The following is a 15,171-nucleotide window of genomic DNA, read 5'->3' as shown; positions in this document are numbered from 1 at the left end:
TCCTCTACAAACTTTCAAGCCAGGCCTCATCTTCTACCTGGATTCCTAATTCTTGTGCTTTGGTTAACTTACTACCAGCGTCACTACCTGCAACGACCAAATCTGTTTTTTTGGAAACTGATCCAGTTACCTTAGCGCCCAGACTTTCTAATTTTGCCTTCGCTTCTGAACGCGTGAGGCGCTCTAGCTTCCCAGTCAAAACGACTGTCATTCCTGATAGGGCTGCATCAGCAGCGACTTTCTCACCAAGATAAGCCAGATTGACGCCAGCTTCTTTAAGCTCTTGCAAGAGACGCTTGGATCCTTCTTGCGCGAAATAACGCTTGAGGCTTTCAGCCACGACCATACCGAGACTGTCAATGCTGGCAATTCGTTCTGGATCAGTTGTAGCCAATTGATCGAGGTCATGGAATTCTTGGAGCAAGATTTGACTAACCTTGCTACCGACATGGCGGATCCCCAAACCAAAGAGTAATTTCTCAGCTGAATTCTCTTTTGAAGCTTGAATGGCTTCATAGAGTTTTTCAGCAGATTTTTCTTTAAAGCCTTCCAAGGTCAATAGATCATCGACTGTAAGACGATAGATCCCAGCTACATCCTCTACCAACTGAGCTGCGAAGAGTTTCTCTACAACAGCTGGACCCAAGCCTGTGATATTCATAGCATCCCGACTTGCAAAGTGGTTCAATCCTTCCTTGATCTGCGCTGGACAGAGTGGATTGATACAGCGAAGGGCCACCTCATCCTCAAAATGAAGCAACTCACTCTGGCAGCTCGGACAATGAGTTGGAATGGCTAATGCTTGATCAGAGACTCGCTTATCTTTAACAACACGCAAGACCGCAGGAATGATATCACCAGCCTTGTAGACAATGACGGTATCATCCTGATGAATATCTTTTTCGGCAATATAGTCCACATTGTGTAAGGTTGCCCGACTAACAGTGGTTCCGGCTAGCTGGACTGGAGTTAGATTGGCAGTTGGCGTCACAACTCCGGTCCGTCCAACCGTCCAATCCACCGATAGGATTTTCGCTTCTTTTTCTTCAGCTGGAAACTTATAGGCGACAGCCCATTTAGGGGCTTTAACAGTAAAGCCTAGTTCTTCTTGAACAGCTAGGTCATTGACCTTGATGACGATCCCATCGATATCGTAGGGAAGATCCTCTCGAAGCTGAGCTACTTTTTGGATGAAGTCCCAAATTTGCTCCATATCCTCAGCCAGCACTCGCTCTTGGTTCACGACAAAGCCTAAGCGGGCTAATTTTTCAAGCACGCCTTCCTGACTGCTTTGATCAGTTGGACTCACTTCTTGATACAAGAAGGTTGCGAGATTTCGCTTGGCCACGATTTTCGTATCCAATTGGCGAAGCGTTCCTGCAGCAGCATTCCGCGGATTAGCAAACTCCGGCTCACCATTTTCTTGACGGATCTGATTGACCCGATCAAAGGAAGCCCGTGGCATGTAGCACTCGCCTCGAACCGTGATGTTCACTGGCTCTGGTAACACTAAAGGAATGTCCTTGACCCGCTTGAGGTTCTCTGTAATATCCTCACCGACAGAACCATCCCCACGTGTCGCCCCCGTTACGAGGACTCCATTTTCATAGGTGAGGGAAATGGACAAGCCATCAATTTTCAGCTCACATACATAGCTGATAGAAGGAAATTCCTTACGGACACGCTGATCAAAGGCTTCTAATTCTTCACGCGAAAAAGCATCCTGCAAACTATAAAGGGGATACTGGTGCTGGTATTTGGTAAAGCCTTTTAAAACCACCCCACCTACACGGTGAGTTGGACTCTCTGGTAAGATCTCATCAGGATGAGCGGTTTCTAGTTCCACCAACTCCCGATACAATTGATCATATTCACTATCTGAAACAGATGGAGCGTCTTTTGTGTAATACTCGTAAGCATAACGATTGAGTAATTCCACTAATTCTTTCATTCTGGTTTTCATGTTCTTATTTTATCATAAAATCTTAATTTAGCCTTGAATTTACTGCATTCTTAGCATTAAAAAAGGAGCCAAAGCTCCCTTTTCTTATTTTGTAAAATCGATCCGTTTAGAAAGTTGATTGATCACAATCGCTCCAAAAATCAAGGATGCGAATTCACCCAATCCCATGGTCAACCAGTTATAGAAGAATGGTTGGCCTTGAAGGTAGTAAAGTTCCAAGGCAATCGTAAACATGGAAATGGAAAAGAAAATCGCAAACAAGAAATGGTCCAAGCGAATAAGACCGTCAAACAAGAACTTGTTTTTAAAACGACCAAATAAAATGAGTCCGAGTCCTAAGAAGACAAAGGTCGAACCTCCACCGACAAAGACATCGATCCATCCAAAACTAAATAAGTTAGCAATCATACAACCAAGAGTCACTCCAATCAAGTACTTCTTATTGTAGAAGGCTAAGAAATTCATCATCTCCGAAACACGGAATTGATAGCCATAGTAGGCCATAGCATTGAGAGGTGGGGTAATGGTCAATACGATATAAATCGCAGCAACAATGGCAATTTGTGCCATATCACGAGCAGTTAACTGTTTCATCTATTCTCCTTTAGCGGTTTTCCCGCGTTTAATATGCTTGGCGAAAGGATTTTAAGCACCAAGGGTCGAAGGTTTGATTTCTTCAACCTTTCAAGTATAGCATATTTTGAGGTTTTATGGTAGACTGAATTTATGAAAACACTAATTAAAAAATTTTTTGATAATGAGATTTTATCCTATCTCTTTTTTGGGGTTGCCACAACCATTGTTTCCGTCGGAACCCGCCTCTTCATCTATCAAGTGTCTCGTGATGAACGATTAGCGACCGCGATTGGAAACATTGCTGGGATCCTCTTTGCCTTTGCAACCAATGATACCATTGTCTTTAAACAAGAAAGAAAGGGCTGGTTTCAGCGCTTGATCCGATTTGCGATTGCGCGCTCTGGGACCTTTATTCTAGATATGGCCTTGACTGAGATTTTTGTCAAGCAGTTCCCAGGAATTATCGGTCAATTCGTCCACAATAACAAGAGCCAGATCAATCTAATCGAAACCCTCTTTGCACAAGTGGCCATTGTGGTCCTCAATTACGTCTTTAGTAAACTCTTTGTCTTTAAAAATAAAAACAAGGCTTGAAACGATTGTTTCAAGCCTTATTACTTTAAACTTCTATACTTGCATGCTCTGCACTTAATTGATGGATGGTGCCTTCAACCCCAAAATAATCCTTGGCTAGATCTTTCAATTCCTGCATGGCTGTTTGTGCCCGTTTGGCCTGTTCTTCGTTGATGGCCTCAATCACCAAAATAGCGTCCTTGGTATCTTCTGTTAACATGGTTCTTTGAGCCTCACGCCAATTCAAACAACGGCAAACGGCGCCTTCTTGGTCGTAGTAGATGATCTCCCCTTCCAAAGCTGGTGCATCTTCTTCAGCTCCTAATGGAAAGAAAGGTTCGCCTCCTTTCGCTTGTCCTAGAGAGAGTCCACCCACCAATTTATCCATATCTTCTCCCCCACAAGGAAGAGCATAAGCCATAGAAACACTATTATAAAGATCCACCAAAGGATTAATCGGATAAAATTCACGGCCCTGGTGAACCCGTTTTAAGAGTGCTTCGATGGAAGATCGGGCTCCTTTTTTTGTTTTAAACTTGCTAAAAGCTTGGCGCCACTCTTGCACGAACTCACTCTGGGTATAGTTTTCTTCATCGATAAATTCCCATGCTCGCTTGGCACCCTTGTCCAACAATTCTTTGAAATAAGGATCCTTGGCTTCATCTACTGTATTATCAATACCATACAAGGACATTACTGTAATTCTAGCTGTTGGAAATAAATCCCAAAATGCTTGATCGACTGTCACTTTCATTGCTTTACCTCACTATAATTTCTTTTTTGACCTTTTTTGACTAGTTCCCAATCCAAGGTGATATTCTCACGAACTCGGATCAGATACTCTTCTAACTGTGCGACTTCTTCTTTGGAAAATCCTTTTAAGGCAGTTGTCTCAGAGTAAAGATGCTCCCCTAAAATGAAGGGATAAATCTTCTTGCCTTTTTCAGTTAATTCCCATTCCTTTGTTTTAAGGTTTTCACCCTTTGGGCGCTGTTGAATCATTCCTCGTTCTTCTAGTCTTTTTACGGATCGGGCAACAGTTGAGCGATCTACTTTTAAGAGCTCAGAGAGTTCTTCCTGAATAATTCCAGGTTGCTCCGCAATTCGCACCAGGTAAAGGTATTGACCACGCGCCAAATCCAAATCTCGAAATTCAATATTTGCTATAGAATCCAGTGCTCGCGCAATGATGCCAATCTCACGCAAAATACTCATATCACTCCTCCTTTCCTATTGACAATAGCATAACACATTTTTATTGCAAATGCAATAAAAATAGATGGCAAAAAAAGAGGCTGGGACAAAAGTCCTAGCCTCTCAATTGTTTTTGGATTGTCGAGCAAGACGCAGTGGTTGAGTGGGCTCTACTACGCTGATTTCATCAGCTTTTACAGCCCTACTCAATTGTGCGGAGGTGGGACGACGAAATCGAATTCTAACGAATTACCGATTTCTGTCCCACTCTCCCTTATTCCTTTTTATCTTTTTTTATCAAGCGTAATCGACGCTTTAATGTTTGTGAAACTTCTCTATGCCGAAAGTCCACTTCTTCTGATTTTAACTTAGAGACAATTTCTCCACTGCGCGTTTGGAACTTGGCTTCTCTGGCAAATTGGATACTGGCGTTTAAAATACAACCAATAATCATGATTTTTGCCACCAAGATGAACCAGAACATGATGACCGCTAGGACGACCGAACCGAAGAAACGAGCATCTAAGAAATGACTCACATAACGATCCACATATTTCCAAAAGATATTCAAGATCGCATACAGGACAGCAACAACGAAGGTCGCTCCTGGAAGAACATATCTAAATTTTGGAATTTTGACATTTGGAAGGGTGTAATAGAGCAAGACCAGACTGACAAAAAGCAAGAGATAGATGGTCGGCTCTGTCAAATTCAGTAAGCGCACATAAATCGTCCGATCAAATGAAAAGGTCCGATAGAGATAGCGAACGATCATTTTCCCAAACATGGAAAGGATCAGCGAGAGTCCAAACAAGCCCTGCAAGGCAAAACTGATCAGGAAGCTAAAGAGTCGCCCCCAGATAATACCACGCTCCTTTTCCACCCCATAACTCTTGTTATAGGCTTTTTGGAGGTAGGCAATGCTCTGAGAGAAGATCCACAAAGCGGAAACAATCGAAAAACTCAGTAAGCCTGTTGACGGTTTGGTCAACACACTCGAAATCATCTGTGCCACTATTCGATATAAGGAGGCTGGCAAGACTTTTTGTAAGCTCAAAAGAATTTGGGTAGGACGAATATGAAAGTAGGGTAAAATATTGGCTGCAATCAGCATCAAAGGGAAAATGGAGATCAGCAAATAATAAGCCACCGCAATGCTAGTGATGTCAGACTCTGCACTCTGATAAAACCGCACGAAGCCCTTTATAAATGGCTGTCCCAGTACTTTTTGTAGGACCTTTTTCATTCGTCACCTCCCCATTTTACTAAAAAAGAGCAAAGAGCGAAACCAGACACTTGCCTTCAGCTCCATTCTTTCCTCTCTAGTTTTAGTATGTTCCTTCTTCACCTTGACTAGTCAAGATCACTGGACCATCTTTTGTAATCACAAATTGATGCTCGTATTGACAAGAAAGTCCACCGTCGAGGGTCTTATGGGCCCAACCAGTTTCCATATCTGTATCAATCTCCCAAGTACCGGTATTAATCATTGGCTCAATCGTCAAGACCATCCCTTCACGTAAGCGAAGACCGCGTCCAGCACGACCATAATGCGGGACCATTGGTTCTTCATGCATGGTAGGCCCGACACCGTGTCCGACCAAATCACGCACCACGCCATAGCCTTTGCTTTCCGCATACTCTTGAATCGCTGCACCAATATCTCCCAAGCGATTGCCAACGACCGCTTTCTCAATTCCCTTATAGAGACATTCTTTGGTCACGTCCATCAAATCTTTGACTTCTTGCGAAACATTTCCAACCGCATAAGCCCAGCAAGAGTCCGCCAAGCCACCACTATAAGACTCCGTGTATTTCTTGACTTGCGCTACATTATCAAAATCTAATTTCGATACATCCAAAACAGATTTATCAAGCGGTTCTGACAAGACCATGTCTACCTTGAGGAGATCACCATCTTTGAGAATGACGTGACGTGGAAAAGCATGGGCTACTTCGTCATTCAAACCACAGCAAGTCGCATAAGGATAGTCCATGAGACTACCTTCTACACCGATTTGAAGCGGCAAGACATTGGCTTCTTTACAGCGACGACGGACATATTCTTCTACTTCCCATAGGTCAAGCCCTGGCTTGATCAAGTCACGTAATCCAATATGGATACTGGCAAGGAAATCACCTGCACGATCCATGGCTTCAATTTCACGTTGTGATTTTAATGTAATCATTGTCTCCTCATTTCTTTTTGTTTAATTAATCTTAATCGTAATGGTTGCTTTCGCGACTAGCTGCAGATCTAAATACAAGCTAAAATCAACCAAGGCCGAACGTCTGGTTCGCCGAACAAGTTGGGGTTCAATGCGGATCACGTCATCCACCTGCACAGCCTGTAAAAAATTGATGATCAACTGTTCGACAATCAAGCTACGCCCACTGTGTTGCATCATCTTGCGAACAACCTTCATCAGTACTTCGATCATGACCCCATTGGCCAAAACACCACTTTTCTCCAGCATACTTGGCTCCACTGTGAATTGGTAATGGTCGTTCTCTGTTTGAATCTTTTGACCAATTTGCTCACTAAAGGTTGGTAAGCTCGAAAACTGCACCTTACTAATCCGATCCATGACATCCCGACGCGTAATAACACCCAGCAAGGTCTGGTTATTACGAACAACAGGAATCATTTCATAATCTTCAGCGATCATCCGTTGGCTAATGGTCGCAATGCTGGTGGACAAATTAGTGGTAAAAATGGTCCGTGACATCACCTTATCAAGGGTCGTCTGAGGCGCCTTATCTCCAGCATCTCTCATGGTCACGACGCCCACTACCATCTGGTGCTGATTGACAACCGGAAAACGACTAAAGCGATTCTTTCGAACCAAATCTAAATAATCCCGTACCGTATCCGTCTCAGAAAGATAGCCGTACTCATGGAAGGGCCGATAGACCTGCTCGACTGTCAAGATATCCGTCTTGATCTGCATATTAGACAAGGCCTTATTGATCATAGTCGCGACGGTATAGGTATCATGTGAAGTTCGGATGACTGGGATTTGCACCTGATTGGCCAGATCAATCACATCCTCACTGACCTCAAAGCCACCCGTCACTAAGACCGCATTGTCATGCTTAAGAGCCAATCGTTGGATGCTAGTACGGTCACCCACGATCAAAAGCCCACCTTCAGACACATAGTCAAGGACGTGCTTTTCCGTCATAGCACCGATGTAGAATTTATTAAATTCTTTTTCGAGTCCCTCTTCACCAGCTAATATTTCAGAACCGGTGATTTCTAAAATTTCCCGATAAGTCAGGTGCTCTAGTACAGCTTTTTGCGATTTGACACGGATGGTCCCGCTTCTAGGACGCGTTTCGACAATTCCTTGATTTTCAGCTTCTTTAATGGCACGATAGGCCGTCCCATCACTGACATTCAAAAAATTGGAGATACTGCGGACACTGACCCGTTTTCCAATCGGTAATTTTTCGAGATAGTCTAAAATCTCTTGGTGTTTACTCATAGAAGTCCCCTCTACCTAGGCGGAAATCATAATAATCGCGCATTTTACGCGTATAGCGGTCACTCCCTTTGAATTGACGAAAGAGACGAAAACCAGACTTTAAAGCGACCTTTTGACTACCTGCATTTTCAACATGGGTGACAATCTTAAGCTCCTTCAGTTGAAATTTCTCAAACGATAAATTGATCAGTTCTTTGACCGCCTCTGTCATCAGGCCCTTCCCCCAAAAATCTTTGCGTAAAAAGTAGCCTAACTCAGCCTCTCCCTTAATTTCATCCAACTTTTCAAACTTGATGGAGCCGATCATCTGATTAGTTTCCCTATCACAGATCGCCCAAACCCCCAAAGGATTTTTCATGAAATAGTTGGCTAGTACATATTGAGTTTCAGCAAGATCGGCTTGTGCAGGGAAGATAAATTGTAAATTTTCAGGATTCGAAGCAATCTTATAAAAATCTTCCGCATCCTCAAAGAGAAAAGGTCGTAAATACAACCTTTGTGTTTCAATTAGTGAATAGGCAGCTAAGTTCGTCCAAATATTCATTTCAAACTCCATTGTTCGTGTATCCAGCCGCCACTATCAGATCCCAAGTTCTGTCACTATTCCTCTACCAACTGGATGTCTGCTCCAAGTTGGGTCAATTTATGAATAATATCTGAATACCCGCGAAGGATGTATTCCACATTTGTAATTTCTGTTGTTCCAGAAGCCATGAGACCGGCGATCACTAAAGCCGCACCAGCTCGAAGATCCGTCGCTTTCACACTGGATCCTGTCAATTGATTTGGCCCTTCATAAATAATGTGGTCGTTCAAGGTCGAAATGGTGGCCCCCATTTTAGCTAATTCTGGTACATGGTTGACCCGTTTTTCATAAATCGTATCAACAATGCGACCACGTCCTACAGCCGTTAAGAGCAAAGGTGTGATCGGTTGTTGCAAATCAGTCGCAAAACCAGGATAAGGAGACGTTTTGATCTGGATGGCCTTCAAGCCCGTCTGCTTTTCTACAAAGATACTATCTTCAGAAATGGTCATACGCACACCCATTTCCTCTAACTTGGCAATATAACTCTCTAAATGCTCGTACAGGACATTATTGATCTGGATACCTTCTCCAATAGCAGCTGCAAGGGCAATATAGGTTCCTGCTTCGATACGATCTGGAATCACCTGATGTCTCGTTCCATGCAATTGTGGAACACCATCAATGATAATAATATCTGTCCCTGCTCCACGAATATGGGCTCCCATGTTGTTGAGCAAGGTCACCACATCGATAATTTCAGGTTCCCGCGCCGCATTTTCGATCACTGTCCGACCTTCAGCCTTGACTGCTGCCAAAATCGTATTGATCGTTGCACCGACACTAACAGTATCCATGTAGATGTTTGCTCCTTGAAGAGGCTTGCCATCAGTCGCAAGTTTCATACTAGAGCCATCCATGGTCATAGCAGCTCCCATCGCTTCAAAGGCCTTCAAATGCAAATCGATCGGACGTGGGCCAAGGTCACACCCACCAGGAAGTCCAACAGTTGCTTGACCATAGCGTCCTAACAAACTGCCATAGAAATAATAGGAAGCTCGCAGACTGTTGATCTTTCCAAATGGCATGGGCATATTCTTCACCCCACGTGGATCAATGACCAAACTGTCTTCTTTGCGCTCGATCTTAGCCCCCATGATGGTCATGATTTCAATCAGACTCGCCACGTCGGAGATATCCGGTACCCCATCAAGGGTCACGATATCATCCGCCAGAATGGTCGCCGGAATCAGGGCTACTACACTATTTTTTGCACCACTAATGGTCACCTCTCCTTTTAGAGGGTGACCACCATTTATTACAATTTTTTTCATCTTAATAATTTATTAGCTCTTTCAAGTCTTTTTCCTTTTACTATCGTTTTTTGTAACGAAAATAAAAGGGACAACGTATTCAAAATACTGCATCTATTATACCACAGATCGACCTATTTTTCCATCTGTAGGAATTTTCAAAACGAAAAAAAGCTAGGATCAACTTGACCCTAACTTTTCCATTTCAACGAATTATTTTACAGCTTCTTTCAAGGCTTCTACCTTGTCCAAACGTTCCCATGGAAGGTCAATATCTGTCCGTCCCATATGGCCATAAGCCGCTGTTTGACGATAGATTGGACGTTTCAAATCCAGCATTTGGATAATCCCTGCAGGACGAAGATCAAAGATCTCACGTGCTGCTTTTTCAAGCTTACTTTCAGCGACTGTTCCCGTACCGAAGGTATCGATCCGAACAGAGACAGGTTGAGCCACCCCAATGGCATAAGCCAATTGCACTTCTGCTTTCTTAGCAAGACCTGCTGCTACGATGTTTTTGGCAATGTAGCGAGCTGCATAAGAAGCGGAACGGTCCACCTTAGTGGCATCCTTACCAGAGAAGGCACCACCACCGTGACGTGAATAACCACCATAAGTATCCACGATAATCTTACGACCTGTCAAACCTGAGTCCCCTTGAGGTCCACCAATAACAAAGCGACCAGTAGGGTTGATGAAGAATTTGGTCTCAGCATCTAGATAAGAAGCTGGAATCACTTCCTTGATGACCTTATTGATCACATCCTGGTGGATTTGTTCATTGCTGACATCTGGATCGTGTTGAGTTGAAATAACCACCGTATCCACGCGCACAGGGCGGTCGTTTTCATCGTACTCAACAGTGACCTGTGATTTGGCATCTGGACGAAGGTAGCTGATTTCACCAGACTTCCGAAGCTCTGCCAACCGACGAACCAACTTGTGGCTGAGTGAAATTGGTAATGGCATGAGTTCTTCTGTTTCATCCACCGCAAAACCAAACATGAGACCTTGATCTCCTGCTCCGATCAAATCAAGTGGATCTTGATCTTCATTTCCACGAACTTCCAAGGCTTCATTAACCCCTTGGGCAATATCAGGAGATTGTTCCACCAAGGATGGGTGAACTCCCACCGTCTCCGCAGAGAATCCATATTCCGTATTGGTATAGCCAATCTCTGCAATGGTATCACGAACCACACGGTTAATATCCACATAAGCAGTCGTTGAAATCTCACCAAAGACATGCACGGAACCAGTATAAACAGCTGTTTCCGCAGCCACGTGAGCTTCTGGATCTTGCTCTAAAATAGCATCTAAAATAGCATCTGAAATTTGGTCTGCAATCTTATCTGGATGCCCCTCAGATACTGATTCAGACGTGAAAAGTTTACGTTCTGACATAAAAATGTCCCCCCTTAAAAAATATTGTTATAGAGTTACAAAGTACTGATAGAAGATTTCTACCACCTTATCGGGACCATATAACACTTCATTATAACACATTACATATGATATGGAAAATGATTTTTCAAAAAGCCCATTAAATCAGCTTTTTCGGTCTATGCACTACCCAGTTAAACTGACTTAAACAGTCCTCAAAGTTCCTAAAAAGTTCACAAAAAATACCCCGTAGGGTATCGATCAATTTACGAGTTCAGCAGGTAAGATCTAGCACCCTCACACGATGCTTTTTTATCTTCAAAAATGGTAGGTGTCCGCGTACCAATGGGTACTCGAAAACCTACCACCTACATAAATGATAACAGTTCTTTAAAAATTTTCAACCCTATCTACTTTAATCAGTCTCCATTTTTAAATAATATAGTTCCAATAAATACCAAGACCCCAAGAATAAAGGATAAAATATTTGGACCTATCCAATAAGTATCTGGCGTACCTATAATGGAAATAACAAATAAGATAGCTGCCGCATTTAGGAGTCCTTTACTTCCTTTTCTCATACCAATGAAAAGTAATATAGTCGCAATCATAAAACAAATATAATGGATGGCACCAATATATAAGATCAGTAGATACATGGGGTTTCCTAAAAATAAAGGAAAAATCATAATACCAAGGTGACAGACTGCTATTATAAGGGCGCTCCATAACCAAGATGACTGAAGAATAATTCTTTTTGGCGAATTTTCTTTATCATTGTTTGATCGTATCTCAGCATTCAACTGATCGTTTACATCTATCTCTCCTTCTACTTGAGAGTTTTCCATCTCTGATTTAGTTTCAATAGATGATAGATCTTGTACTTTCACCTTGGACTCCCAGCTAGCTGCAACTTTCTCAAACAAACCAAAAACACGACAAGCAATATAAATCGATAAGAGAAGATAAAAGAGACCGTAAAAACTTATACGAGTGATGAAAGAGTATACTGCACCTATCTCAACAAGAGAAGATAAAATGAGCAAGAGAGAAAATACTTTCTGAAGTTTCTCACTTGTACTTGTGATCATAACATTAATCAGAAGTAGAAACATTAACTCCATTACAATGTATCGAAGTGTAAAAGCGTAAATGTCACTCGTTCTATCCATACCAATCAATATAAATAGTGGAGAAATATTTGTAGAGGCAACAAATAGTACTAAATAAGCTATCGATGATTTCCAACTATCTTTACTTTTCCAATTGTTTAAAAGCTCCCTCATTTCTACATTCTTTATAAGCAAGCAAATCCATATTAAACAAATGACATTTAGTACAAAGGAAATGTTCATCAGATTTGTTGGGGAGAAAGGTGGTAAAAAAAACATCAGTAGTTGGGTAATTGAGAGGAGAAGAGCAGCTATCAATCCTTCAACATTTAAACGCTGCTTCATGATTCTCCAAATTACCCAGCAAATAATCATTCCATTCCATATAGAAAAAATACTAGAGACAGTGAACAGTGGTATATCTCCATTTAAATTTTGGGCATTATAGCTCTCTACTAGACTACTACCATAAGAAACAAGATAAAGAATTGCTTCAAGAATTAGCAGTATACCATACCATTTTTTTCTAGACATAGATTCTCCTCCACTTTCTAAGAAAAGTATTTAACGATTCATTTATTTAAATTATAACACAATTTGTAACCGTTTTCCTATTGCGTTATCAGTACTAAATAAATAAATAAAAAAGATAGGATTGAACACCCTACCTCCTATCATCAGTCTCCATTTTTTAACAATACAGTTCCAATCAATACCAGCACTCCTACCACAAACGGTGGTATATGATTAATCACCCAATCCGGATCACCCGCAGCAATAAATGAAAAAACATAAATAGCTACTGCCATATAAAGAGTTGCTTTATTGGCATTCACTATTCCATTCCAAAGCAGGATGGTTGCTATCACAAAGCTAATCATATGGATTCCCAAAAAGTACAAAAAGCCACCAGCCCACGCTCCCATTGAAAAGAGACCTAATAAAAGTAAAACTATATAAACAATGGCCAAAAACAAAGCAATAGAAAGGATTACAGAATTTCCAATTCTCTTCTCTGGCTTCATTTCATTGTTCGGAAAAAGACTTTCATCTGAAGCATATGCTTCATTTTCTTTATCTACTTCAGGATTTTTTTGTTGATCTGTCATAACTTTCTCCAAACATTTTTAGTTATTCTTTCAAATAATAGCGCTTAAAAATAGAGCGGAAGAACTGATTTAACTAGGGCTTTAATCGACCCGAATATTTTTTATTGAGTAGAGTTGACCATATCCATTTTTTAATTAAGAGCTTTTCACTTCTTTAACCAGGAGTGTTCCGATTAAATCCAAAATACCTAAACATAAGGGAGCAATTCGAAATATTTCCCAGTCCGGATCAAAAGCCAAGATGATAGACAGCAGATAGAGTCCAATACTCGCATAGAGAAGGCTTTTATTCCCCTTCTTCATCCCTAGTCGAATTAGAAAGGCTCCAATCGCAAGACTTAATAAGTTTGGACCAAGGAAAATCAAAACGACAAATCCCCAACCATCACCCCAAGGTGCAAAGTAACAGACAAACATTACAAGATAGATAATGGATAAGTAAAATGTCGCTGAAAGAAGAATAGAATGTAAGCTATTTTCTTTTGGAGAATTCTGAACAGATACAAAATTGGGATAATCTTCACTGATCTTACTATGTTCTTTATTTTCCTCAAGATGTTTCTCTTGGTTTGTCATCACTTTCTCCTAACTTTCTTATATTTTTATGTTTTTCCGTTAACACCATTATTCTTGATTCCATCATTCTTTTCATGATAGCCATCTATTCAATGCTATCTCTTAAACATTAATTTGGACAGGTTTCCAGTTAGATTGCTAACATATCATGAAATAGACTGGAAGCCTTCCCTAAATAAAATCAGCCTCTGCAATAGCCTTTTTGACTTCTTCAATCGGCAGATGAACCAGTTCTACTTCTTTTTCGCGGTAGAGGTATTCGGCATATTCATCGATGCGGTACTGATGAATGTATACCACTCGCTTGCAACCGACTTGAAGCAACTGCTTGGTACAATTGAGACAAGGAAAATGCGTCACATAAGCTGTAAAGCCTTTAGGAATTCCACGTTCAGCTCCTTGCAAAATCGCATTGACTTCCGCATGAATCGTCCGGACACAGTGTCCCTCGACCATAAGACAGCCATCCTCTAGACAATGATCTGTCCCAGAAACGGATCCATTATACCCTGTTGCAATGACCTTATTATCCTTAACCAGAACAGCACCTACTTTCGCTCGATTACATGTCGCTCGATTCGAAATCAGTAAGGCCTGTGCTGCAAAATATTCATCCCATGCTAGTCGATTGTGTGTCACCTTTGTATCCTCCATCTCTCCTCATATCGGTTACGATTATTTTCATTATAGCATGAAATCAGCAAGAAAAAAAGACTGAGGAAAACTCCTCAGCCTTATAAATATTATTTACCAAGTTTTGCTTTAGCTGCATCTGCAAGAGCTGTGAAAGCTGCTGCATCGTTAACAGCCAAGTCAGCAAGCATTTTACGGTTAACTTCGATCTCAGCCAATTTCAAACCATGCATCAATTGTGAGTATGAAAGTCCGTTCAAACGAGCTGCCGCATTGATACGTGTGATCCACAATTTACGGAAGTCACGTTTCTTTTGACGACGGTCACGGTATGCATAGTAGTAAGAGTTCATTACTTGTTCTTTTGCAGTACGGAACAAGATATGTTTAGCTCCATAGTAACCTTTAGCTAATTTAAGAATACGTTTACGACGTTTGCGTGATACAACGCCACCTTTAACACGTGCCATTTATATTTCCTCCAATATTTCCTAGAATTCTTTACTTACGAATACGCGATTATTTCAAGCGAGTAAGCATTGCTTTGATACGTTTGAAATCTCCTGAATGCACCATAGATGCTTTACGAAGATGACGACGTTGTTTCTTAGTTTTTCCGTGGAAACGGTGAGAAGTGTAAGCACGGAAACGTTTAAGTCCACCAGAACCTGTACGTTTGAAACGTTTAGCTGATGCGCGGTGTGTTTTTTGTTTTGGCATGATAT

General features: G+C 41.5%; 17 protein-coding genes and 1 riboswitch. Of the genes, 1 reads left to right on the top strand and 16 read right to left on the bottom strand.

The genetic code is table 11. The annotated features are described in order from the left end of the window. Nucleotides 1–4 precede the first annotated feature (4 nt). Both ligA and P5Y91_RS03305 read right to left on the bottom strand, forming a co-directional pair. Nucleotides 5–1,963: an NAD-dependent DNA ligase LigA gene (gene ligA / locus P5Y91_RS03310; protein WP_155125348.1), complete on the bottom strand. Its 1,959-nt coding sequence runs from the start codon at nucleotides 1,961–1,963 to the stop codon at nucleotides 5–7. An 84-nt stretch (nucleotides 1,964–2,047) separates the two neighbouring features. Further along, on the bottom strand, nucleotides 2,048–2,557 hold the full coding sequence (locus P5Y91_RS03305) for a QueT transporter family protein (RefSeq protein ID WP_049471983.1): 510 nt from the start codon (nucleotides 2,555–2,557) through the stop codon (nucleotides 2,048–2,050). Next, nucleotides 2,555–2,661, bottom strand: a riboswitch (PreQ1 riboswitch). It overlaps the preceding gene by 3 nt. A 28-nt stretch (nucleotides 2,662–2,689) precedes the next feature. Between P5Y91_RS03305 and P5Y91_RS03300 the strand changes: the two genes are divergently transcribed. Then, nucleotides 2,690–3,133, top strand: a complete 444-nt coding sequence (locus P5Y91_RS03300) for a GtrA family protein (RefSeq protein ID WP_049497318.1) — start codon at nucleotides 2,690–2,692, stop codon at nucleotides 3,131–3,133. A gap of 25 nt (nucleotides 3,134–3,158) precedes the next feature. On the opposite strand, the gene P5Y91_RS03295 is transcribed toward P5Y91_RS03300, so the two are convergent. The 14 genes from P5Y91_RS03295 to rpmI form a co-directional block, all read right to left on the bottom strand. Continuing rightward, nucleotides 3,159–3,866, bottom strand: coding sequence for a B3/B4 domain-containing protein (locus P5Y91_RS03295; RefSeq protein WP_277838971.1), 708 nt, complete (start codon nucleotides 3,864–3,866; stop codon nucleotides 3,159–3,161). Continuing rightward, nucleotides 3,863–4,327: a MarR family winged helix-turn-helix transcriptional regulator gene (locus P5Y91_RS03290; protein ID WP_195189753.1), complete on the bottom strand. Its 465-nt coding sequence runs from the start codon at nucleotides 4,325–4,327 to the stop codon at nucleotides 3,863–3,865. The genes P5Y91_RS03295 and P5Y91_RS03290 overlap by 4 nt, the downstream gene beginning before the upstream one ends. A 253-nt stretch (nucleotides 4,328–4,580) precedes the next feature. Beyond that, nucleotides 4,581–5,552, bottom strand: coding sequence for a YihY/virulence factor BrkB family protein (locus P5Y91_RS03285; protein WP_277838970.1), 972 nt, complete (start codon nucleotides 5,550–5,552; stop codon nucleotides 4,581–4,583). Between the two features lie 82 nt (nucleotides 5,553–5,634). Further along, complete coding sequence (locus P5Y91_RS03280; RefSeq protein WP_003003694.1) at nucleotides 5,635–6,495, bottom strand: methionyl aminopeptidase; 861 nt, start codon at nucleotides 6,493–6,495, stop codon at nucleotides 5,635–5,637. A 21-nt stretch (nucleotides 6,496–6,516) separates the two neighbouring features. Further along, nucleotides 6,517–7,794 carry a CBS-HotDog domain-containing transcription factor SpxR gene (gene spxR, locus P5Y91_RS03275; protein WP_021153022.1) on the bottom strand — a complete coding sequence of 426 codons (1,278 nt, stop codon included), beginning with the start codon at nucleotides 7,792–7,794 and terminating at the stop codon, nucleotides 6,517–6,519. After that, nucleotides 7,787–8,338 (bottom strand): GNAT family N-acetyltransferase, encoded by a 552-nt coding sequence (locus P5Y91_RS03270; protein ID WP_277838969.1) that lies wholly within the window; start codon nucleotides 8,336–8,338, stop codon nucleotides 7,787–7,789. Before P5Y91_RS03270 ends, spxR begins: the two co-directional genes overlap by 8 nt. A gap of 56 nt (nucleotides 8,339–8,394) precedes the next feature. Then, nucleotides 8,395–9,654: a UDP-N-acetylglucosamine 1-carboxyvinyltransferase gene (murA, locus tag P5Y91_RS03265; protein ID WP_070673921.1), complete on the bottom strand. Its 1,260-nt coding sequence runs from the start codon at nucleotides 9,652–9,654 to the stop codon at nucleotides 8,395–8,397. A gap of 192 nt (nucleotides 9,655–9,846) precedes the next feature. Next, entirely contained in the window at nucleotides 9,847–11,037 is a 1,191-nt protein-coding gene (metK, locus tag P5Y91_RS03260) for a methionine adenosyltransferase (protein WP_277838968.1), read from the bottom strand. Between the two features lie 398 nt (nucleotides 11,038–11,435). Then, nucleotides 11,436–12,662, bottom strand: coding sequence for an ABC transporter permease (locus tag P5Y91_RS03255; RefSeq protein ID WP_277838967.1), 1,227 nt, complete (start codon nucleotides 12,660–12,662; stop codon nucleotides 11,436–11,438). Nucleotides 12,663–12,805: 143 nt separating this feature from the next. Further along, a complete protein-coding gene (locus tag P5Y91_RS03250; RefSeq protein ID WP_031574151.1) occupies nucleotides 12,806–13,237 on the bottom strand; it encodes a hypothetical protein in 432 nt (143 codons plus the stop codon). A gap of 135 nt (nucleotides 13,238–13,372) precedes the next feature. Further along, nucleotides 13,373–13,813 (bottom strand): hypothetical protein, encoded by a 441-nt coding sequence (locus P5Y91_RS03245; RefSeq protein WP_129824180.1) that lies wholly within the window; start codon nucleotides 13,811–13,813, stop codon nucleotides 13,373–13,375. Between the two features lie 171 nt (nucleotides 13,814–13,984). Next, nucleotides 13,985–14,452, bottom strand: coding sequence for a deoxycytidylate deaminase (locus P5Y91_RS03240; RefSeq protein WP_129824413.1), 468 nt, complete (start codon nucleotides 14,450–14,452; stop codon nucleotides 13,985–13,987). 104 nt (nucleotides 14,453–14,556) lie between these two features. Then, nucleotides 14,557–14,916 carry a 50S ribosomal protein L20 gene (rplT, locus tag P5Y91_RS03235; RefSeq protein WP_000124830.1) on the bottom strand — a complete coding sequence of 120 codons (360 nt, stop codon included), beginning with the start codon at nucleotides 14,914–14,916 and terminating at the stop codon, nucleotides 14,557–14,559. A 49-nt stretch (nucleotides 14,917–14,965) separates the two neighbouring features. Next, entirely contained in the window at nucleotides 14,966–15,166 is a 201-nt protein-coding gene (rpmI, locus tag P5Y91_RS03230; protein ID WP_001125942.1) for a 50S ribosomal protein L35, read from the bottom strand. Between the last annotated feature and the right edge of the window lie 5 nt (nucleotides 15,167–15,171).

Source organism: Streptococcus taoyuanensis (assembly GCF_029589235.1).
GTDB classification, from domain to species: domain Bacteria; phylum Bacillota; class Bacilli; order Lactobacillales; family Streptococcaceae; genus Streptococcus; species Streptococcus taoyuanensis.
This window is presented reverse-complemented; position numbering and strand designations above follow the sequence as displayed.